We start from the raw sequence: 21,455 nt of genomic DNA on the forward strand, positions 1-21,455 counted from the left end.
CCCACAAGATCGGTGTTCAACTGACTGTCACTGCCTCGCTCAACTCCTCCAGCGTCTTGCCCCGGGTCTCCATTCCGAACAGCCAGACCACCACCGCGGCGATCGCAAAGCACATCGCGCCCAAGGCAAACACCCCGCCCTGCCCGGTTATAGGGAACACCAGCCCGGTCACCAAAGGCCCGAGCAGCGAGCCGATCCGGCCGATCGCCGAGGCAAAGCCCGATCCGGTGGCCCGCGCCGAAGTCGGATACAACTCTGGGGTGTAGGTATAAAGCACCGCCCACATGCCGAACAGAAAGAACTGCATCAGCAGACCCGAGCCAACCAGCAAGCTGACATTGCCGCCAAACACCGCGCTCTGCCCGTAAAAGAACGCCATGATCCCGCCACCGAGCAGGGTGACGATACACACCGGTTTGCGACCCCAACGCTCTACCAGCCAGGCGGCCATCAAAAATCCGGGAATCCCGCCAAGGGAAATCAGCACGGTGTAATACACCGACTGAGTCACGGCAAAACCTGACTGTTGAAGCAATGCGCTGAGCCAGGAAGTGAGTCCGTAAAAACCGAGCAAGGCAAAGAACCAGACGCTCCAGATCATCATCGTGCGCTGGCGATAGAGCGGCGACCACAGCTCGCGGAATGCCGAAAAGAAGGTCACTGGCCGGATGGCATGGCGTGGCAATCGAATCGGTTCAGGCAGCTCGGTCCGTTTCAGCGAGACACGAACCCGCTCTTCGATACGCCGCAACACCTTATCCGCAGTGTCATGATGCCCGGCCTGTTCCAGCCAGCGCGGCGACTCGGGAATAAAGAAACGAATGGCCAGAACAAACACCGCCGGTACGGCCAGTACCAGGAAGATATCGCGCCAACCAATCAGCGGCAGCAAAAAATAGGAAAGTACCCCTGCGGCGACGAAGCCGATCGGCCAGAAGCCATCCATCAAGGCGATGTAACGTCCCCGCCCCTTGGCCGGAATCAACTCGGAGAGCATCGACTGGGCAATCGGAAATTCCATGCCCATGCCGATTCCCAGCAAGATCCGGAACAGTGTCAGCATCTCGATCGTCTGCGCCGTGGAGCACAGGTAGCTGGCGATGCCCCACAACACAATGCTCCACTGGAACACCGGTTTGCGACCGAAACGATCGGCCAGCATGCCGGACAGCGAGGCGCCCAGGACCATGCCGAAAAAGCTCGAGCTGGCCAGCAACCCCGCCTGCGCCGTGCTCAGACCAAACTCGGCTTTGATCGAGCCGAGCAGGAAAGTCATCATCGCCAGATCCATGGAGTCGAAGAAAAACGCGAGGGCAATGATGATGAAAATGATTCGATGGTACCCACTGATGGGTAACCGCTCCAGACGTTCAGCAGCGCTATATCCTTGAATCCCCATACCTTCTCCCCCGATTCGATAGTCTTCGAATCGAGTGTGCGGGATCGTTTACCGGGGTTATTGCTGGATGCGACCTGCCTGCACCTGTGAACGACGCTTGAAACCCGAAGGCACAGACGTTGTTGCAGACAGTCATCAGGTGACCATTTCCAGCTCGGTCACCTTGGCGAATCTGGCGATTTCACGTTGCCCAAGCGCGGTGACCTGCAGGGCACGCGATTCGCCCGGTATGTTCAGCCAGCCCGACTGCATGAATAGCTGCAGCAACCCGGCCCCCAGCGCTCCGCCTAAATGCGGTCGACGCTCGCTCCAGTCCGGGCAGGAACAGGCAATCCGGGCATCTCGCTGGGCGAGCGCCTGGATAAAAATACCTCGGGTCGCCAACTGGCTTGCGCCCTTGTTAGTGACATCGATGCGTTGATGCGTCTGCTCGATCCAGCCGGCATCCAGCAATCGCTGATACAGATCAGCCGCCAGCTCGCCGCCCAGATGGTCATGACAGATCCGCGCCTTGAGCAATGAGGACGGCGGGGTATGGGCTCTCGTCGGGGAGAGGTTGCGCTTGAATATGTCCGGCATGACCCGTGGCGCACTGGCGATAGAAGCGTTAGCCAGGGCTTCGACTGCAGCACCTATTTCGGGAGCGGCAAGGCGAAAAAAACGCTTTCGTCCCCGCGCTTCGACTTTCAACAGCCCGCCGGCAGACAAGCGCGCCAAATGCGCGCTGGCCGAAGACGGTGACAAACCTGCCAGTAACGCCAACTCTTCGGATTGCCGGGCTGTTCCATCCATCAAAGCCCACATCATCGCACTGCGCTTCGGGTCCGCCAGCAGCGTGGCAATCTGGCTGATGCAAGGTGCATATTCCATGTGTTCACTCCCTGTTGAATCATTCGTCTATAGCGCTGAGACATAATGGCCAGTAATGTATCACCGGCCAAGATGTGAAAACCGCCAAAAACCGGGCGATGTTACAAACTAAAGCGATCAACTCCTTCGAAACCATCCATTAGGTTCAACGCCGACAACGTGCCGTGCAACCGATATAAACACCAATTCACATGCCCGAAATTAACGATGTAGAAATAAGCCAGCGCTAGTATAAACGCGAAAACCAAGGACTCCCGCCAGAGGGAAACCTTTGAGGGTGATAGTTCCTGAGAGAATTGTCTCTATTTAGAGGCGGTTAATGATCTGCAACAAATAAGACGGGACTCTGACTGGATAATTTCTCACAACGTAACTTGATCATTTCACGCAACAAGTTCACCGGTTTACTTAGTTGCGCACGATGTGCACACAACAAATTCAGCGGCGCGCGCTCACAGAGCAACTCAGGCATCAGCACCCGCAATCGTCCAGCCAACACATCGGCGGCCACATCAAGCCAGGACTTGTAGGCAATCCCCGCACCTGCCACAGCCCATAAGCGCACCACATCGGCATCATCACTGAATCGATCGCCGCTGACCGTCAGGCCCACCTCGCGTTTGCCATCATGAAAACTCCAGTGATCGTGAACCCGGCTGCCAAGCATGAACAACAGGCAATTATGCTGGGCCAATTGCTCCAGTTGCCTGGGCTCGCCATAGCGGGCCAGGTAACCGGGCGCCGCACACAACACCCGACGGTTCTGCGGTGCTATCGGCAACGCCACCAGGCTAGAGTCTTCCGGCTCGCCGTAACGCAGTGCGATATCCACCGGTTGACGGAACAAGTCGGCAATCCGGTCACCCAACAGCAAGCGCACCGTGAGTTTCGGGTGTTCGCGCTGAAACTCGTCAAGCCAGGGCAGTAACAAGTTGCGACCGAAATCCGAAGGTGCCGACAGCTGCAGCACCCCGCTCACCTGATCTTGCCCGCTGGCCAACAGCCGCCGACCCTCATCGAGATTGCTCAACGCAGCCCTGGCGTACTCGAGAAAACCCTCGCCCTCGGCCGTCAGTCGCAGGCTGCGGGTCGAACGCGCCAGCAGCCGGGCACCCAATTGCTGCTCGATACGCTTCAACGCGGCACTGGCCACCGCCGCCGACATATCCATCACCCGCGCCGCCGCAGACAAACTGCCCAGGTCCGCGGCACGCACGAACAACTGCAAGTCATCGAATCGCAACATCGTTTATCACCGATCGATTATCAAAAAAATATTGAAAGAGCCTGCTGTTTTAGCGGGTTTTATCTTCAAGAGAAATAACCAATGATCTTGCCCATCGACCTATTGCCTCCAGGAGCTCCCATGAAAGCCATTGCCTACTACACGTCCTTGCCCATCAACGACCCGAAATCCCTGCAAGATATCGAACTGCCGGAGCCCGTGGCCGGTCCTCGGGATCTGCTCGTTGAAGTCAAAGCCATCTCGGTTAACCCGGTGGACACCAAAGTCCGCCAGAACGTCCAGCCTGAAGCTGGCGCGGCCAAGGTGCTGGGCTGGGACGTGGCTGGCGTGGTCATGGCCGTTGGTAGCGAAGTCAGCCTGTTCAAGGCTGGTGACAAGGTCTACTACGCCGGCTCCATCGCCCGTGCTGGCGGCAACAGCGAACTGCACGTGGTTGACGAGCGCATCGTCGGCCACATGCCGAAAACCCTCGGTTTCGCAGAAGCCGCCGCCTTGCCACTGACCGCGATCACCGCCTGGGAACTGCTGTTCGAACGGCTGCAAGTGGCTGAAGGCAAAACCGACCAGGGCCAAAGCCTGCTGATCGTTGGTGCCGCCGGTGGCGTGGGTTCAATCCTGACCCAACTGGCCAGCCAACTCACCGCCCTGAAAGTCATCGGCACCGCCTCACGCCCCGAAACCCAGAGTTGGGTGCGTGAATTGGGGGCTGATCTGGTGATCGATCACAGCCAGCCCCTAAGCGAAGAACTCAAGCGAGCCGGCCAGACTCACGTCACCCATGTCGCCAGCCTGACCCAGACCGACCAACACCTCGATCAACTGGTCGAAGCGTTGGCGCCCCAAGGCAAACTGGCATTGATCGATGATCCGAAGGCGCTGGACGTCACCAAACTCAAGCGCAAAAGCCTGTCGCTGCATTGGGAGTTCATGTACACCCGTTCGTTGTTCGAAACCGCCGATATGCTCGAACAACACAAACTGCTCAACCGCGTGGCCGAGCTGATTGATGCCGGCACCTTGAAAACCACCGTCGGCGAACACTTCGGCAGCATCAATGCGGCCAACCTGCGACGTGCCCACGAGCTGCTGGAAAGCGGCAAATCCAAAGGTAAAATAGTACTCGAAGGGTTCTAAACCGCAGTAGTACGGGAGTCATCCGCAACCCCTGTGGGATGCGAATGACACCGTCAGTCAGAGAGTTGACTCTTGTCATATTTCCGAGCGCGTTCGGGGTCTACACTCGAGGCCTTTGCAATAGTGTCTTTTACATGAGGAGGTCAGCAATGGAGATCCTGATAAAAGAACTGGCAACATCTCGAGGCCATCGGTGGCAAGTCCAGCTCGATCAACACGTGGTCACGTTCCGCAGTGAAGCCGAAGCCCTCCTCTTTGCCCATACCCTGGAAACCCGACTGCAAGCCCCCCATCGATTCCCCAACCGTCAGCAGCAAGCCGCTGGCTGAGTCAGGCCGCCGTTTGCGCTGCGATCCGCGCGTTTTGCAAGCGCCGGGTGACCATTGCCACGCTCACCGCAAATACCCCGCACAGGCTGATCACCATGGCCATCGGCATGGCGCTGCCGTCATGCAGAACACCGAGCAGTGACGCCGCCCCGGCGGCGACACTGAATTGCAGACAACCCAGCATTGCAGAAGCACTGCCCGCCCGTGCACCTTGACCGCTCATCGCGCAGGCAGAGGCATTGGGGATGATGCAGCCCAGACTCGCAATGCAGATAAACAGCGGCACCAACAATGGCCACAACTGCGGGGTATGCAACGCGCTGACGCCCAGCAGCGTCAATCCGGCGGCCAGATAAATCCATACCGTACGCGCCAGCAAATAGGCCGGCCCGCGTTTGGAGAGCATTCGCGCATTAATCTGTGCCACCAGAATAAAACCCGCCGCGTTTATGCCGAACAGCCAGCCGAAGTGCTCGGCCGGCACCCCGTAGAGTTTGATGAAGACAAAGGGAGAACCGGCGATATAGGCAAACATCCCGGCAATCGCGATGCCGCCGGTCAAGGCATGCCCGAGAAAGACCTTGTCTGCCAGCAACCGACCATATTGGCGCAAGGCACCCGACAATGGTTGACGCGGCTGATAGGCCGGCAGGCTTTCCGGCAGCCCCAGGGCCACTGCCAATGCCGACAGAGCACTGAAGAGGGTCAGCATGATAAAGATCGACTGCCAGCCGTAGAGATTGACCAACAGCCCGCCGAGCATTGGCGCGAGGATCGGCGCCAGGCCCATCACCAACATCAATTGCGAGAAGACTTTCGCCGACGCCACCGCATCGCACTTGTCACTGACCACCGCCCGGGAGATCACCATCCCCGCACAGCCACCCAAGGCCTGGACGAAGCGCGCGCCGATCAGCCAATCGAGACTAGGTGCAAAGGCACAGGCCAGGGACGCCAGGGTGAACAACGCGACTCCGACCAGCAGCGGTATCCGTCGCCCGAAGCGATCCGCCACCGGTCCATAGGCCAGTTGCCCGATGGACAAGCCAAGAAAATAAGCCGCAAGGGTCAGCTGGATGTGTTTTTCATCGGTGCCAAAGGCTAGGGCCATCGCCGGAAAGGCCGGCAGATAGAAGTCGATCGCCAGCGGACCGAAGGCGCTCAAGGCGCCGAGAATCATGATTGTGCGGAGGTTCATCTGGCATCCAGGTTGCGCGTCAGCCCGACAGTCTAGCCGCGCTTGGATGCCTTGAACATTCCGATAGCTCGCTAACTAATAAAAAGTCTCAGGCGAGCGTCACCCCATAGCCTTCTTCGCTGATCAGACTAATCACTTCATCTGCCGACAACCGGCTCTCGATGCCCACTTCTTTGGCGCCGAGATCGACCTGGACGCTGGCCGCCGGATCCTTGGCCTGTACCGCCTGAGTAATGGCCCGAACGCAGTGGCCACAAGACATGCCTTGAACGTTGAATACTTGCATTGATGCTGCTCCTTGAATGAGGGATGTGGTCATCCTCGACCTTGTCACCATGGCAAGGTCAAGTTCTGAAGATATCTGCCGGGCTGGTATTCGGCGTCATGCTCGGACAAGCTGCGTCATCCATGCCACCATCGTAGGAGAGCAGCCCATGCGCTGGTCAGCCTTTAGCCTATTGAGCATCCTCAGCCTTTTCGGTGCCGCGCAAACCGTCAGCGCCGCCGGAGAAGATTATGGCGTGCTGATTATTTCCCGCGAGCGCCTGGAGGTCGCGACCTCTTGCGAAATTGGCGTGTACATCCACGATCAGTTGTCTGCCCGATTGTTCCAGGAGCAGAGCACCTCGTTCAATTTGCCACCGGGCAATGTCTCGCTACGGCTCAAACTATTGCCGGGCCAGGCGCCGGGCTGCCAGCCGGGTATATTGCCTGCGGGTTCGCAGACCATCACTCTCAAGGCCGGCGAAGTTCAGAAATACCGAATTGCCATGACTCAGGATGGGCTGTACCTGAAACGGGCGGCGTTGGGATATTGATCTATTGTAGGAGCGAGCTTGCTCGCGATGGACGTTAACGATAACGCGTGTTTTCTGAAAAAACGCGCCGACCTTGGGTCCATCGCGAGCAAGCTCGCTCCTACAGAGATGCAGCTTAGGGCAAGCCCCCTCGCCACAGGCGTCGACAAAAAACCCTCTTGACCTTGCCCGCATGGCAAGGTTGATCCTGTAGGTAATTTCTACAGGGAGTTTCACCCATGCCCGAATCAACCACCTTCGATCTGCCGATTGCCGGCATGACCTGCGCCAGTTGTGCCGGGCGTGTCGAGCGCGCCTTGAGCAAGGTCACCGGTGCCAGCGCCGTCAGCGTCAATCTGGCCACTGAACAAGCTCGCGTCCAGGCGCCGAGCGGTAGCCTGTCGGCCCTGATGCAAGCCGTGCAGCAAGCCGGTTACAGCGTTCCGGCCCAGAGCCTGGAATTGAGCATCGGCGGCATGACCTGCGCCTCCTGCGTCGGTCGGGTCGAGCGTGCACTGGGTAAAGTCGCCGGAGTGGAAAGCGTCAGCGTCAACCTGGCCAACGAGCGTGCACACCTCCAGTTGCTGGGCCAGATCGATCCCGCGACCCTCATCGCCGCCGTCAGCAAAGCCGGATATTCCGTCAGCCTGTGGCAAAGCGAACAATCGACTGCAACCGATCAAGAACAGCGTTTGCGTCGTGAGCGCTGGGCCTTGGTGCTGGCGATCATCCTGGCGCTGCCGCTGGTGTTGCCGATGCTGGTGCAACCCTTCGGTCTGCACTGGATGCTTCCCGCCTGGGCGCAATTTGCCTTGGCGACGCCCGTGCAGTTCATCTTCGGTGCACGTTTTTATGTCGCTGCCTGGAAGGCTGTCCGGGCCGGTGCCGGGAACATGGACCTGCTGGTGGCGCTGGGCACCAGCGCCGGTTATGGCTTGAGTCTTTATCAATGGGCCACTGCAACGGCTGGCAGCATGCCGCATCTGTATTTCGAAGCGTCGGCGGTGGTCATCGCCCTGGTGCTGCTCGGTAAATACCTGGAAAGCCGCGCCAAGCGCCAGACCGCCAGCGCCATCCGCGCTCTTGAAGCCTTGCGCCCGGAACGGGCGATACAAGTTATCGACGGCCGCGAGCAAGACGTCGCCATCAGCGATTTGTGCCTCAATGATCTGGTCATGGTCAAACCCGGAGAACGCTTCCCGGTGGACGGCGAAGTGCTCGAAGGCCAGAGCCATGCTGATGAAGCACTGATCAGCGGCGAAAGCCTGCCAGTGCCGAAACAGCCCGGCGACAAAGTCACCGGCGGTGCGATCAATGGCGAAGGCCGTCTATTGGTACGCACCCTGGCCCTGGGCGCGGAAACCGTGCTGGCGCGGATCATCCGTCTGGTCGAAGACGCCCAGGCCGGCAAGGCGCCGATCCAGAAGCTGGTGGATAAAGTCAGCCAGGTATTCGTGCCCGTCGTCCTGCTGCTGGCACTGGCGACCCTGATCGGCTGGTGGCTGTATGGCGCACCCCTGGAAACCGCGGTAATCAATGCGGTCGCGGTATTGGTGATCGCCTGCCCTTGCGCACTGGGCCTGGCAACGCCTACCGCGATCATGGCCGGGACCGGCGTTGCGGCCCGCCACGGTATTTTGATCAAGGACGCCGAAGCCCTGGAGCGCGCCCATGAAGTCAGCGCAGTGGTCTTCGACAAGACCGGCACCCTGACCTCCGGTACTCCGCAAATCGCCCACCTGAGTGCCATCGACGGCGACGAAAATACCTTGCTGCAACTGGCCGGCGCCCTGCAACGCGGCAGCGAACATCCCCTGGCCAAAGCCGTTCTGGACGCCTGCACGGCACGCGATCTAGCGGTGGCCGAGGTCAGTGCCAGCCAGTCCCTGACCGGTCGCGGCATCGCCGGTACGCTGGACGGTCGCCAACTGGCGTTGGGCAATCGACGCCTGCTGGAAGAAAGCGGCTTGAATGCCGGCCCCATGAAAGCATCCGCTGAAGACTGGGAGACCGAAGGCCGGACACTCTCCTGGCTGATCGAACAAAGCCCGCAACCTCGCGTGCTCGGCCTGTTTGCATTTGGCGACACGCTCAAGCCCGGCGCCCTGCAAGCGGTGCAAGCGCTCAACGCGCGGCACATCAGCAGTCACCTGTTGACCGGCGATAATCGTGGCAGCGCCCGGGTCGTCGCCCAGGCATTGGGTATTACCGACGTGCACGCCGAAGTGCTGCCGGCCGATAAAGCTGCCACCGTCGCCGAACTGAAAAAGACTGGGGTGGTGGCCATGGTCGGCGACGGTATCAACGACGCCCCGGCCCTCGCCGCAGCCGATATCGGCATCGCCATGGGCGGCGGCACCGATGTCGCCATGCAGGCCGCCGGGATCACCCTGATGCGTGGCGATCCGCGGCTGGTACCGGCGGCCCTGGAGATCAGCCGCAAGACCTACGCGAAGATTCGTCAGAACCTGTTCTGGGCCTTCGTCTACAACCTGATCGGGATTCCGCTGGCGGCGTTCGGCCTGCTCAACCCGGTATTGGCTGGCGCCGCCATGGCCTTGTCCAGCGTTAGCGTGGTGAGCAATGCGCTACTGTTGAAAACCTGGAAACCCAAAGACCTGGAGAAACCTCAATGAACATCGGCCAAGCAGCCCGGCAGAGCGGCCTGAGCGCGAAGATGATCCGTTATTACGAATCGATCGGTCTGCTCAAGGCGGCCCAGCGCAGCGACAGCGGCTACCGGGTGTACAGCGAAGCCAACCTGCACACCCTGGCCTTTATCAAACGTTCACGGGATCTGGGGTTCTCCCTGGAAGAGGTCGGCAAACTGCTGACCCTCTGGCAGGATCGCCAGCGCGCCAGCGCCGACGTCAAGGCCCTGGCGCGCCAGCATATCGAGGAGTTGAACCTGAAGATCCGCGAACTGGGGCAGCTGCGTGACACCTTGCAGGACCTGGTCGAACACTGTCATGGCGACCATCGGCCCGACTGCCCGATTCTCAAGGAGCTGGCCTCGGGGGGATGTTGCGAGAAGGGTGTTGCCTGAGCAGACCTTAAGAACTAAATGCAAACCTGTGGCGAGGGGGCTTGTCGGAACGCCGCATCGCCCCGTTCGGCTGCGAAGCAGTCGTAAACCGACGGATGCGTTCTACCTGGAAAACCGCAATTGCCGGTTTTAGGGCCGCTTCGCGACCCAGCGGGGGCAAGCCCCCTCGCCACAAAATGCACGCCGGACCTGAAATCTGCGCCACCCACAAAAAATCCGGCCGAGGCCGGATTTTTGTTTAGCCGATCACTGCATCCAGGGTGGAGGCGGCTCTTCGGCTTTGCTGGGTGGCGCATCGTCAGCGGCGCGCACCGCTTGCCGACGCTCTTCATCGAGGCGTGCGGCTTCGATCTCGCGCATGATGCCACCGACGTCCGCCAGCTCTTCCGGCTCGTCGAACTCACCAGTCAATACGCTGGCCGGATGCAAGGTGCCAGCTTCGTACAAAGCCCACATTTCCTTGGCGTACTTGGTATAGCGCAACTCCGGGGCAAAACGCCCGAAATAAGACGCCATGTTGCCGACATCCCGCTCCAGCATGTTGAACGCGTGGTTGTTGCCCGCAGCGTCCACCGCTTGCGGCAGATCGATGATCACCGGACCGGTCGGCGTCAGTAGCACGTTGAACTCGGACAAGTCACCGTGCACCAGACCGGTACACAGCATCAGCACGATCTGCTGAATCAGGAACGCGTGGTACTCCAGCGCCTGCTCCTGATCCAGCACCACGTCGTTCAGACGCGGCGCCGCGTCGCCGTATTCATCGGCGATCAGTTCCATCAGCAGCACGCCTTCAAGGAAGTCGTACGGCTTGGGGACTCGCACGCCAGCACCGGCCAGACGGAACAAAGCCGCCACTTCGGCATTCTGCCAGGCGTCTTCGGTTTCTTTCTTGCCGAACTTGGAGCCCTTGGCCATCGCTCGAGCCTGCCGGCTGTTGCGCACCTTGCGGCCTTCCTGATACTCGGCTGCCTGACGGAAACTTCGTTTATTCGCCTCCTTGTAAACCTTCGCGCAACGTAACTCGTTGCCGCAGCGCACCACATAAACAGCTGCTTCTTTACCACTCATGAGTGGGCGCAGCACCTCGTCGACCAGACCGTCCTCGATCAGGGGTTCAATGCGTTTTGGAGTCTTCATCAGCTTTTATTGTGGGTCCTTTATTACCAAACACGCGAATGTCACTCGTTATACGGCAATCCTCTCACAGGGGGGAGAGGTTGCCGACCTATGAACACCTCAGAAGCACTCAATGTGCCAGATAAATCAGACAAAACCCGCCGACATCGATCGACCGCTCAGAATCATAGCCGAGAGTCCTGCCCTTGTTGGCGACAGGACATCAGGATATTTCCGACGTAGCCAACGCCGCGGAGCCATGCCATCCGTAGGATTTTTTCCGAACAGCCTCAATTTTCCCTGGCGCCAGCCGAAGTCATCAGAGGCAAAGGGATTTTGTTCGACAGTTAGAATAAAGACGCCAGCTCATCAAAGGGGTGCTCCTGATGGAGACCGCCCACCTTGCAGGGTGAAAGGGACTGCAAGCAACACCGCCAGGCTTTTACGACTGCCGTTAATCCGCGAGTCATCAGCACTTCGTGGGCTTATAAGAAAAAAATCTGGAGCGCGGATGAACATCAAACAAAAACTGACGTGGGCTTTTGCGGTTATCGCCTGCTTGCCCGTGATACTGGTCGCCACCCTGGTGGTGCTGAATCTGCGCAGTGAAGCCAGGGACGATTTCGTCGATGGCAGTGGCCGCGAGATTCGTCAGGTCAGCAACGCCATGCAAATATTCTTCGATGGCATCAGCCAGAACGTCGACTATCTGGCTGCCCAGCCGTTGGTCAAGAATACCGATGACAGCCTCAAGACCTACATGAGTGCCAATGCGGCGGATATTCCACAGGGGGAAATGGACAAAAAGATCTTCACCCTGCTCGAGAGCCTCGGCACCAGCCATCCGTCCTACGCCTATGCGATAGTCGGAACCAATGCCGGCGGCTACGTCTCCTGGCCAGACGATGCCAAGCTGAACAACTACGACCCGCGCCAGCGCCCCTGGTACAAGGCTGCCATGGCCAATCCAGGCAAACCGTTTCGCACCGAGGCTTATTACTGGGCAACGGATGACGCGACCTATGTCAGCACCGTTCGCACAATCAGCAACAAACTCGGCAGCCCGGGCGGCGTGGTGAGTATCGACGTGACGCTCAAGCAGCTCACCGAGATCGTCAAACAGATCAAACTCGGCGAAACCGGTTACCTGATGCTGATGGAAAACACCGGCACGGTGTTGGTCGATCCCAAGCAACCGGAGCACAACTTCAAGGCGCTTGGCAGTCTGGGCGAAGGTTACGCACAACTGGCCAAGGCCGGCAAAGGCCTGGTTGAGGTCGAGCTGAACGGTGAGCGCTACATGGCCAATGTCTGGCCGTCGGAACAATTGGGCTGGACCTTTATCGGCCTGATCAAACACACCGAAGTGATGAGCTCGGCGACCCAGCTGACCTGGCTGATCGCAGTCATCGCCGCGGTGTTGGCGCTGATTTTCGCAGTGGTCGGTGCCAGTTTCGCCAGTCTGATCGTGCGGCCGATCCGCAGTGTTGCCAGCGGCCTGGAAGGGATCGCCCAAGGTGAAGGCGACCTGACGCAGAACCTGCAGATCCGTGGCAGCGATGAAACCGCGCAACTGGCTAGCTGGTTCAACCAGTTCCTGGCGGCGATCCGCAGCCTGATTCAACACATCGGCCAGGCCGCGACCAAGATCCTCGCCACCTCCCAGAGCTCGACCCGGGTCTCCAGCGACATGGCCGAAGCCGCCGGGCGCCAGCGTGAAGCAGTGGACATGGTCTCCACTGCCTTCCACGAAATGGTCGCCACCGCCAACGAAGTTGCGCGTTCCTGCAGCCAGGCCGCCGAATCGGCAGACAGCGGCCAGCGCCAGGCCCGCGAAGGCCAGCAGCAGATCGATGCCGCGGTCAGCAGCGTCGACCAGTTGAGCCAGGAGATCGAGCAGTCGGCGCAGTCGATGCAGCAACTGGAGCGCGACAGCAATGACATCCAATCGATTCTGGGCACCATCCGTTCCATTGCCGAGCAGACCAACCTGCTGGCCTTGAACGCCGCCATTGAAGCCGCTCGTGCCGGCGAGCAAGGTCGCGGTTTTGCGGTGGTGGCCGATGAAGTGCGAGCCCTGGCTAAACGTACTGCCGACTCCACGGCGGAGATCGATGGGCTGCTCGGCAATCTGGCCAGGCGCACCAGTCAGGTCGCGCAGCAAATGCACGCCAGCCTCGAAGTGTCGCAACAGTCGGTCAGCCGCATTGGTCTGGCACGCAGCAGTTTTGGGCAGATCCGCGAGTCGGTGGACGTGATCCGCGACATGAACACCCAGATCGCCACCGCCGCCGAACAACAACATCAGGTGGCTGAAGACATCAACCGCCACATCAGCCAGATCCATGGCGATGCGCAGTTGGTAGCCGAACTGGCCAACTCGGCGCAGCTGGACTCCCGGAGTTTGGCGGGGTTGTCCAATGAGCTGGATGTTCTGGTGAGAAGGTTCCGTACGTAAGGCAAAGATCAAAGGATCGTCCGAACGCGGCCCGAACCTTCGGCAGCTCCTACGCCGATCGCGCTCTCCTGTGGAGCTGCCGCAGGCTGCGATCTTTTAGCGGTGTCATTGTTTGAACAACTCCCCCGGGGTAAACCCGAACAACCCCTTGAACGCCGCGATAAACGCCGAGGTCGAGTCATAACCACAGGACAACGCGGCACTGGTCACACTGTCGCCCTCCTCCAGCGTGCTGAGTGACGACAACAGGCGCATACGCTGCCGCCAGCCACGAAAACTCAAGCCGGTATCGCGCTGGAACAAACGCATCAAGGGTTTCTCCGAAGTCCCCAGACGCTGCGCCCATTCGCCCAAGGTGACGTTTCGTTCGGGGTTGGCGATCAACTCGTTGCACAGCCCAAGCATGCGTGGCTGGCTGCTCAGCGACAAACTGCTGGGGTCTCACGTCCCGTCGCTGTTGATGCTCGGCTTCTTTTACCTGTGCGCCCTGCCCTCGACCATCTCCTCGTCAGTGGCACTGACCGGCAGCGCCGGTGGCAATGTACCGGCAGCGATTCTCAATGCCAGCCTGTCCAGCGTGTTGGGGATTTTCCTTACGCCGCTGCTGGTGAGCTGGGTGATGGGCAGCGGCGCGGGCGGGATTGATCTGGGATCGACCCTGCTCGATCTGTGCGCCATGTTGTTGTTGCCGCTGGTGTTGGGCCAACTGTTGCGTCCAGCCTTGGGCCGGTTTTTCGCCCGACACAAGCGCTACACCAACATCGTCGACAAGCTCGTCATTCTTTTGTTGGTCTACGCGGCGTTCTGCAACTCGATGGTTTCAGGGATGTGGCAGCAGCAGGGCAACTCGGTGATTCTCAGCGCCCTGGTGGGCAGCGCGATCCTGCTGGCCATCATCCTCTGGATGACCACCCGCACCGCCCGCGCCTTGAGATTCAGCCCGGCCGACGAGATCGCCGCAGTGTTCTGCGCCAGCAAAAAACCCCTGGCCGCCGGCGCACCGATGGCGGCGCTGATCTTCGGTGCCAACCCGGGCCTGGGACTGATCCTGCTGCCGATCATGCTCTATCACCCGTTGCAGTTGATCGTCTGTTCGGTGCTGGCCGAGCGTTATGCCAATTGCAATCGGTCGATCGCCGAGCAGCAAGGAGCAGCCGCGGTCAGCGCTCAATAATCGCCGTCACTCCCTGACCGCCGGCGGCGCAGATCGAGATCAAACCTCGGCCCTGCCCCGCGGCGTCCAGCAGCTTGGCGAGATTGGCGACAAGGCGCCCGCCGGTGGCGGCAAACGGATGCCCGGCGGCCAATGAACTGCCTTTGACATTCAACCGTGTGCGATCGATGGAACCCAAGGGCGTGTCCAGGCCGAGGCGGGTCTTGCAATACTCTGGATCTTCCCAGGCCTTGAGAGTGCATAACACCTGTGCCGCGAAGGCTTCGTGGATTTCGTAGTAATCGAAGTCCTGCAGCGTCAGCCCATTGCGCGCCAGCAGGCGCGGCACCGCATACACCGGCGCCATCAACAGCCCCTCCGCGCCTTTGACGAAATCCACCGCCGCCGCTTCGCCATCACGCAGATAGGCGAGGACCGGCAAGCCACGCTCCTTGGCCCACGCCTCACTGCCCAGCAGGACCAGTGCCGCACCATCGGTTAACGGCGTCGAGTTGCCCGCGGTCAGCGTGCCATTCGCGCTGCGTTCAAATACTGGTTTGAGCGATGCGAGTTTTTCCAGGGTCAGATCCGGGCGCAAGTTGTTATCGCGGGTCAGGCCAAGAAACGGTGTCATCAAATCGTTCTGCCAACCCTCGGCATAAGCCGCATTCATTTTCTGATGACTTTCCAGCGCCAGCTGATCCTGCTCGGCGCGGGGTATGTTCCAGGTCTGCGCCATCAACTCGCAATGCTCGCCCATGGACAGACCAGTGCGCGGCTCGCCATTGCGCGGCAGTTCGGGCTTGAGATGATGGGGCCGCAGCTGCAACAGGGTTTTCAGCTTTTCGCCGGTGGTCTTGCTGCGATTGACCTGCAGTAAAATCCTGCGCAGCCCTTCATTCACGCCAATCGGCGCATCGGAAGTGGTATCGACGCCGCCGGCGATTCCGCACTCGATCTGCCCCAGGGCAATTTTATTCGCCACCAGCAGCGTCGCTTCCAGGCCGGTGCCACAGGCTTGCTGAATATCGTAGGCCGGGGTAGTCGGTGACAGCCGCGAGCCGAGCACGCATTCACGGCTCAGGTTGAAATCCCGCGAGTGCTTGAGCACCGCACCAGCCACCATTTCGCCCATGCGCAGGCCGTGCAGGTTATAGCGTTCGATCAAACCTTCGAGCGCTGCCGTCAGCATCGCCTGGTTACTCGCAGTGGCATAAGGGCCGTTGGAGCGGGCAAACGGAATACGGTTACCGCCGATAATTGCGACGCGGCGCAGTTCAGTCATCAAAAGCTCCCCAAGGTTATCTATTCGCAGGCAGTGAGCCCTGGCTCGAACTACCCTGCTCTGTGAGTGATACACCCCACAAGCGTAGGCCGTATCTGGTGATCGAACGACTGATGATCATTCACGGTCCACACTTTGAACCCCAGCTGCTGGAGAGCGTTCCATGTCTGACCGCTATATCGACTTTGCCAACTCGGCCATCGGTCACCGCCTGGTCGGGGCCCTTGGCCTGCCGTCACCGGTACGTCTGGAGCGCTGGGAAGCCGGGCGCCTGCGCCCTATCGAAGGGGCGTTGCTGATTGGCGGCGGCCCGCTGGTGCAGAACATCAATGCGTTCGCCAACAAGCTGACCGATGGAATTTACAGCTATGGTCCCGAGCCACTGGCAGCACCGGCCTGGATTCCTGGCCACGGTCCGAAACTCAAGGCCGTGGTGTTCGATGCCAGCGCTATCGTCCAGACTGATCAACTCAAGCAACTGCGTGAATTCTTCCAGCCGCTGCTGAGAAACCTCGATCACAGCCCCCATGTGGTGATTCTCGGGCGCGCACCGGAAACGCTCAGCGATCCGTTCGCTGCCAGTGCCCAACGGGCGCTGGAAGGTTTCAGTCGTTCGTTGGCCAAGGAATTGCGCAGCGGCGGCACCTTGCAATTGCTCTATGTCGGCGAAGGCGCCGAAGATCAGCTCGAAGGCGCCCTACGGTTTTTCCTCTCGCCGAAAAGTGCCTTTGTCTCCGGACAAGTGCTGCGTCTGAATGTCTGCGACAGCCAGGTGCAGGACTGGAGTCGCCCGCTGGCCGGGCGCAAGGCCTTGGTCACGGGTTCGGCACGGGGTATCGGTGCTTCGATCGCGGAGACCCTGGCCCGGGATGGCGCCGAAGTCATCCTGCTCGACGTGCCACCGGCCAAAGCCGATCTCGATGCCCTCGCCGCACGCTTGGGCGGGCGTAGTATCGCGCTGGATATATGCGCCGAAGACGCCGCCACCCAGTTGATCGAAAATTTGCCGGACGGCATCGATATCGTCGTGCACAACGCCGGCATTACCCGGGACAAAACCCTGGCCAACATGACCCCGGAATTCTGGGACGCGGTGCTCGCGGTCAATCTCAATGCGCCGCAAGTGCTGACCAAGGCGCTGCTGGACAGCGGCACCCTGCGCGACAACGGTCGAGTGATTCTGCTGGCCTCCATCAGCGGCATTGCCGGCAACCGCGGGCAAACCAACTACGCCGCGAGCAAAGCCGGGCTGATCGGGCTCGCCCAGGCCTGGGCCCCGCCGCTGCAGGAACGCGGCATCAGCATCAATGCGGTGGCGCCGGGCTTTATCGAAACCCAGATGACCGCACACCTTCCGTTCGCCCTGCGCGAAATCGGGCGACGCATGAGTTCTCTGGGCCAGGGCGGTTTGCCGCAAGACGTCGCCGAAGCCGTGGCCTGGCTCAGCCAGCCAGGTAGCGGCGCGGTCAGCGGGCAGGTATTGCGCGTCTGCGGGCAAAGCGTATTGGGAGCATAACCATGGCAATCAACTGGCACCCCTTGATCCACGCCCCACACTTGCCCGAACTGTATGTACGAGCGGCCACGCGGCGCAAGATTACCGGCACCACGCTGCCGGAAGACGGGCTACATTGCTGGGTCGATGTCGACCACAAACGGCTGGAGGCTTATCGAAAGGTCTGCGGTTTTGTTGGCAACGGCTTGCTGCCCCCGACCTATCCCCATGTGCTGGCGTTTGCCTTGCAGATGCAACTGCTCACTGCCAAAGACTTTCCTTTTCCACTGCTGGGATTGATCCATCTGGCCAACCGCATCCGCGTCTTGCGGCCCATGGGCGGCGTCGCCAGCGTGCGGGTGAGCGTCCATGTGCAGAACCTGCAGCCTCACGCCAAAGGTGCGGTGTTCGACCTGATTACCACCCTCGAAGATCCCCTCGGGCCGCTATGGGAAGCCGAAAGCCGCATGCTGTGCAAAGGCGTCGTGCTGCCGGGCGAGCCGATCATCGAAGAGGAAAATCCGACACTGGTCTTGAGCGAACTGACACGCTGGTGGGCTCCTGCCGACATCGGCCGGCGCTACGCCAAAGTTTCCGGCGACTACAACCCGATTCACCTGAGCGCCGCCAGCGCCAAACTGTTCGGCTTTCCCCAGGCCATCGCCCATGGTTTGTGGAACAAGGCGCGCACCCTGGCAGCCCTGAGCGAGCACCTGCCCGCCTCCAAGGTGGAGATTGCGGTGGAGTTCAAGAAACCGGTGCGTCTGCCCAGCGAGGTGACACTGCTGACTAGTGCACCGGGCTCCAGTGGAGACTTGCAATTGGTGGGGATCGGCGACCTGCAGCACATGACCGGCAATTGGCGGCCGATTACCTGAGACCGCCACTCAACCGCGCCGGATCAGGAACACCCCGGCGAGGATCAACACCAGCCCGGCAATCTTGCCGGCGCTGATCGGCGCTTCGCGAAAGCCCGCCCAACCGAAATGGTCCAGCGCCAGGGCCATGCCCAACTGACCGGCCAACACCAGCGCCATGAACAACATGGCGCCGATGCGCGGCCCGGCGAACGCGGCGGTAGTGATGAAGAACGCACCCAGCAACCCACCGCTCCAGTGCCACCAGGTCAGGCTTTTCAGCGCACTCAGTGTCGGCGCTTCACGTTGAATCATGACCAGCAGTAACAGCGCCACGCTCCCGACAAAAAACGAAATCAATGCCGCCGCCAGAACGCTGGAAACCTGCTTGGCTAGCTGACCATTGATCCCCGCCTGCAACGGCAAAAAAGCACCAGCAACAAAGGGCAGGCAAAGCAGCCACCAGACAGGGGCAGGCATAGTGTTCTCCAGCGGGGGAATGAGGCGCCGCAGTATACGACAATGCCTATAGATGACATTACCGGTGTACGCGAGTCCCCTGTAGGAGCTGGCGCAGCCTGCGATCTTTTGAGCCGTGTTGTGATATCACAGGAGGAATGCACAACCCTAAGAATTGACCTGATACACCATCGGCTGCGGAAACAGGTTGTTCAGGGTTTCCAGCAGGCGCACGTGATAGATTGGCTTGCGGAACAGGTCCAGCACCTGCAGCCGCAACATGTCGCTGACGTCGTCCAAGTCGGCATGGCCCGAGGTCACGATCACCGGCAGGTGTTGACGCGAAGTGTGTTCACGCAAGCGCTTGATCAGCGACATGCCGCTTTCTTCCGGCATGCGTAGATCGGTGATCACCAGCGCGATATCCGGGTTGCGGGTCAAGTGCTGCAAGGCGAGTTTGACCGAGGTCGCGGTAAAGCAACAAAAGCCTTCGCCCTCGAGCAATTGCGCCAACTCCAGAAGCTCGTCCTCTTCGTCGTCCACCAGGAGAAGCTGTTGCCGTGGGGATGAAGAGGAATTCATGGGCAATACCTGTGGTTGAATAGGCAATCGAGTTGGATCCAGATTAGCGGATTACGGGGAAACCGTCCCGTTAAGTACATAATGCTTGCAGCTCAAACGGCTAATTGATCCAGGTGACGGCCAGCAGCATCCCGACCAGAACGAAGGGAGCAAAAGGTTGTTGTGTCGATTCTTTCGGATCGAGCAATTGCAGATGGGCTCTGAGCTTCTTATTTATCAGCGGCCAAAGCCTGGGAGCCATCAGCAGCCAGGCAACACTGGCGATGCCTGCCCCAATGAAGGTTCCCAACAGATGCAGGTAATCGCTCGCTAATCCCAGCGCCGCCATCAGTTTCACATCATCCGCCCCCAGGCGCCCCATTGTGTAGCCGGGCAAGGTGAAGGCCAGCGCCAGCAGGAAGGCCCCAACCCCCTGCTCTGCACTTGCTCCCATCCAGGTAGTCCCGTTCCACAGCAAGTACACCAGGGCAATGACCGTCGCCCCAAGGGTCAAACCATTGGCAATTTGGCGTTGCTGAATATCCTGCGCAGCACAGAGAACCAACCAGATAAATAGCATTAAGCTCTGCATCAGGTAAAAAGCGTCCCTTTTGGCTGAATGATTCTATGCAGCTGTGACGTAGTACATGTCAGGGTAGACGCCCTGACGAAGGTAGGCCGCCCAAGAAAGCAAAAAGGCGCCATGGCGGTTCTAACTGAACGGAACCCGCTGTCTGATTTCAGGACTGCTTCGCGGCCCAGGGGGAAGAAACCTCTTGCCACAGGTCTGGTGTCAGACGACACCAGACTTCGGCAGAAAAAGGTCCTTACCTTGGCGGGTAATTGGCCAATATCCTGGCCACGGTCGCACGCACGGCGGTGCTGCGGTCTGCCGGGTTTGGTGTGCTGCTGAGCGTTTGCTCGTCACTGCCTCGCCAGACCAGCTTGCCGTCCTTGGCATCCAGCAGGTCGATCTGAATGGTCGCGACCTTGTAGGTGATATTGCGGGTTTCGTACATCGGCGCTCCCCAGTAACCGTTCCATGGACTACCCCAGTAGCCCCCACCACCGTAGTTGGTGGTGACTTGTTGCTGACGATTTTCGACGATCAGGTAGGTCTGTACATTGAGGTCGCCTTTGGCGCCGGACGCCGGGCGCAAACCGCGTTGATCGAGCTGATCGCTGACCGCCTGGCGGATCCGCTGTTCGGTCAGGTCGCTCTTGATCCGTGGATCGTCCGGGCGATATTGCAGCGCGGGTTCTTTCCAGCTCCAACTGCGGTAGGCAGCGAAGTCACGACTGGCATCGAAGTCTTGGTTGACCTGGCTCTGGCAGGCGCCGAGCAGCACGGCGATAGCCAGTAAGGAAAGATGGCGGAACATGATTATTCTCCGGTTGAAGACATGAACCTGAGGGGGATGGCCTCAATTAGGAGGATACGCCGACATAGCCTTTTCCACAGCTTCGCGTAACGCATCGGCGCGCGCGCTCATGCTGCCCTGGCTGCTGGTTTCGGCGCTGGAGCTCCATACTGGCTGGCCACTCGCGGCGTCGAACAGGTCGACCCGCACCACCACCACTTGCACCTGATAGGTGCGCACGATCGGCACTGTGTTGTACATCCCGTAACCGCTGCCGTAGCGGTTGTAACCGCCATAGCCATAACCGCCATAACCGTAATCGTCTCGCACCTGACGCAGACGGGTTTCCAGGCGCACATCGGCGCTGACCCACAAGTCCGCCGGGCGGTTGTCACGCAGCGGGCGCAAACCACGTTGATCGAGGCCATTGCTGACCGCTTCAGCGATCTGCGCCGAATCGGCCCAGGCCGAGCCCGCAGGCAAGTGCCCATTGAGCCACGCCCAACTGCGGTAGCGACCGTAGTCTCTTGGCGCCGCCGGGTAGGCGCTGCGGTCGAAGGTGTTGGCCGCTTGCGGCGGCGCTGGCGGAATCGGGTTGGAGCTGGCGACATACGGATTGCTGCCCTGGCAAGCGACCAGACCCAGACACACTAAGACTAATCCGAGATGGCGTTTCATTTCGCTCTCC

General features: G+C 60.0%; 20 protein-coding genes and 3 pseudogenes. 10 read left to right on the forward strand and 13 right to left on the reverse strand.

Annotation, left to right across the window (positions count from 1 at the left end; translation table 11 throughout):
- Positions 1–16: 16 nt before the first annotated feature.
- From ACA064_RS27785 to vimR, 3 genes are all read right to left on the reverse strand, one after another.
- Positions 17–1,399 carry an MFS transporter gene (locus tag ACA064_RS27785; RefSeq protein WP_497670984.1) on the reverse strand — a complete coding sequence of 461 codons (1,383 nt, stop codon included), beginning with the start codon at positions 1,397–1,399 and terminating at the stop codon, positions 17–19.
- 135 nt (positions 1,400–1,534) lie between these two features.
- Entirely contained in the window at positions 1,535–2,269 is a 735-nt protein-coding gene (locus ACA064_RS27790; RefSeq protein WP_497670985.1) for an ArsR/SmtB family transcription factor, read from the reverse strand.
- Between the two features lie 316 nt (positions 2,270–2,585).
- Entirely contained in the window at positions 2,586–3,515 is a 930-nt protein-coding gene (vimR, locus tag ACA064_RS27795) for a transcription regulator VimR (RefSeq protein WP_497670986.1), read from the reverse strand.
- Between the two features lie 120 nt (positions 3,516–3,635).
- Here vimR and ACA064_RS27800 point away from each other — a divergent pair, with 120 nt between their 5' ends.
- A complete protein-coding gene (locus ACA064_RS27800; protein ID WP_497670987.1) occupies positions 3,636–4,649 on the forward strand; it encodes a zinc-binding alcohol dehydrogenase family protein in 1,014 nt (337 codons plus the stop codon).
- A gap of 149 nt (positions 4,650–4,798) precedes the next feature.
- Positions 4,799–4,978 carry a hypothetical protein gene (locus ACA064_RS27805; protein ID WP_497670988.1) on the forward strand — a complete coding sequence of 60 codons (180 nt, stop codon included), beginning with the start codon at positions 4,799–4,801 and terminating at the stop codon, positions 4,976–4,978.
- A 1-nt stretch (position 4,979) separates the two neighbouring features.
- Here the strand turns inward: ACA064_RS27805 and ACA064_RS27810 are convergent, their stop codons facing one another.
- Both ACA064_RS27810 and ACA064_RS27815 read right to left on the reverse strand, forming a co-directional pair.
- Entirely contained in the window at positions 4,980–6,176 is a 1,197-nt protein-coding gene (locus ACA064_RS27810; protein ID WP_497670989.1) for a multidrug effflux MFS transporter, read from the reverse strand.
- Between the two features lie 88 nt (positions 6,177–6,264).
- Positions 6,265–6,462 (reverse strand): heavy-metal-associated domain-containing protein, encoded by a 198-nt coding sequence (locus ACA064_RS27815; protein WP_497670990.1) that lies wholly within the window; start codon positions 6,460–6,462, stop codon positions 6,265–6,267.
- A 148-nt stretch (positions 6,463–6,610) separates the two neighbouring features.
- Between ACA064_RS27815 and ACA064_RS27820 the strand changes: the two genes are divergently transcribed.
- The 3 genes from ACA064_RS27820 (at position 6,611) to cueR (ending at position 10,019) form a co-directional block, all read left to right on the forward strand.
- Positions 6,611–6,994, forward strand: a complete 384-nt coding sequence (locus tag ACA064_RS27820) for a hypothetical protein (RefSeq protein WP_497670991.1) — start codon at positions 6,611–6,613, stop codon at positions 6,992–6,994.
- Between the two features lie 218 nt (positions 6,995–7,212).
- Positions 7,213–9,609, forward strand: coding sequence for a heavy metal translocating P-type ATPase (locus ACA064_RS27825; RefSeq protein WP_497670992.1), 2,397 nt, complete (start codon positions 7,213–7,215; stop codon positions 9,607–9,609).
- Complete coding sequence (gene cueR, locus ACA064_RS27830; RefSeq protein ID WP_497670993.1) at positions 9,606–10,019, forward strand: Cu(I)-responsive transcriptional regulator; 414 nt, start codon at positions 9,606–9,608, stop codon at positions 10,017–10,019. The genes ACA064_RS27825 and cueR overlap by 4 nt, the downstream gene beginning before the upstream one ends.
- Before the next feature lie 246 nt (positions 10,020–10,265).
- On the opposite strand, the gene ACA064_RS27835 is transcribed toward cueR, so the two are convergent.
- Entirely contained in the window at positions 10,266–11,159 is an 894-nt protein-coding gene (locus tag ACA064_RS27835) for a PA4780 family RIO1-like protein kinase (protein WP_150644804.1), read from the reverse strand.
- Between the two features lie 646 nt (positions 11,160–11,805).
- Here ACA064_RS27835 and ACA064_RS27840 point away from each other — a divergent pair.
- Both ACA064_RS27840 and ACA064_RS27845 read left to right on the forward strand, forming a co-directional pair.
- Positions 11,806–12,738, forward strand: a pseudogene (locus ACA064_RS27840) (cache domain-containing protein); the annotation flags it as partial.
- 129 nt (positions 12,739–12,867) lie between these two features.
- Positions 12,868–13,596, forward strand: a complete 729-nt coding sequence (locus tag ACA064_RS27845; RefSeq protein ID WP_497674346.1) for a methyl-accepting chemotaxis protein — start codon at positions 12,868–12,870, stop codon at positions 13,594–13,596.
- A 105-nt stretch (positions 13,597–13,701) separates the two neighbouring features.
- Here the strand turns inward: ACA064_RS27845 and ACA064_RS27850 are convergent.
- Positions 13,702–14,004: pseudogene (locus ACA064_RS27850) on the reverse strand (helix-turn-helix transcriptional regulator); the annotation flags it as partial.
- A gap of 4 nt (positions 14,005–14,008) precedes the next feature.
- Between ACA064_RS27850 and ACA064_RS27855 the strand changes: the two are divergent.
- Positions 14,009–14,770, forward strand: a pseudogene (locus ACA064_RS27855) (bile acid:sodium symporter family protein); the annotation flags it as partial.
- Here the strand turns inward: ACA064_RS27855 and ACA064_RS27860 are convergent.
- Positions 14,757–16,034, reverse strand: a complete 1,278-nt coding sequence (locus ACA064_RS27860; protein ID WP_497670994.1) for an acetyl-CoA C-acetyltransferase — start codon at positions 16,032–16,034, stop codon at positions 14,757–14,759. The pseudogene ACA064_RS27855 and the gene ACA064_RS27860 overlap by 14 nt on opposite strands.
- A 163-nt stretch (positions 16,035–16,197) precedes the next feature.
- Here ACA064_RS27860 and ACA064_RS27865 point away from each other — a divergent pair, with 163 nt between their 5' ends.
- Together ACA064_RS27865 and ACA064_RS27870 are read left to right on the forward strand one after the other, a co-directional pair.
- Positions 16,198–17,550: a 3-oxoacyl-ACP reductase gene (locus ACA064_RS27865; protein WP_497670995.1), complete on the forward strand. Its 1,353-nt coding sequence runs from the start codon at positions 16,198–16,200 to the stop codon at positions 17,548–17,550.
- A 2-nt stretch (positions 17,551–17,552) separates the two neighbouring features.
- Entirely contained in the window at positions 17,553–18,407 is an 855-nt protein-coding gene (locus tag ACA064_RS27870; RefSeq protein WP_497670996.1) for a MaoC family dehydratase, read from the forward strand.
- A 9-nt stretch (positions 18,408–18,416) separates the two neighbouring features.
- On the opposite strand, the gene ACA064_RS27875 is transcribed toward ACA064_RS27870, so the two are convergent.
- The 5 genes from ACA064_RS27875 to ACA064_RS27895 form a co-directional block, all read right to left on the reverse strand.
- Positions 18,417–18,866 carry a DMT family transporter gene (locus ACA064_RS27875; RefSeq protein ID WP_497670997.1) on the reverse strand — a complete coding sequence of 150 codons (450 nt, stop codon included), beginning with the start codon at positions 18,864–18,866 and terminating at the stop codon, positions 18,417–18,419.
- 147 nt (positions 18,867–19,013) lie between these two features.
- The gene (locus ACA064_RS27880; protein WP_497670998.1) at positions 19,014–19,427 is read right to left on the reverse strand and encodes a response regulator; all 414 of its coding nucleotides are present in this window, start codon (positions 19,425–19,427) and stop codon (positions 19,014–19,016) included.
- Positions 19,428–19,527: 100 nt separating this feature from the next.
- Positions 19,528–19,998: a prepilin peptidase gene (locus ACA064_RS27885; protein ID WP_497670999.1), complete on the reverse strand. Its 471-nt coding sequence runs from the start codon at positions 19,996–19,998 to the stop codon at positions 19,528–19,530.
- A 235-nt stretch (positions 19,999–20,233) separates the two neighbouring features.
- Entirely contained in the window at positions 20,234–20,788 is a 555-nt protein-coding gene (locus ACA064_RS27890) for a DUF4136 domain-containing protein (RefSeq protein WP_497671000.1), read from the reverse strand.
- 42 nt (positions 20,789–20,830) lie between these two features.
- Complete coding sequence (locus tag ACA064_RS27895) at positions 20,831–21,445, reverse strand: DUF4136 domain-containing protein (RefSeq protein WP_497671001.1); 615 nt, start codon at positions 21,443–21,445, stop codon at positions 20,831–20,833.
- Between the last annotated feature and the right edge of the window lie 10 nt (positions 21,446–21,455).

Source organism: Pseudomonas sp. LBUM1658 (genome assembly GCF_059716055.1).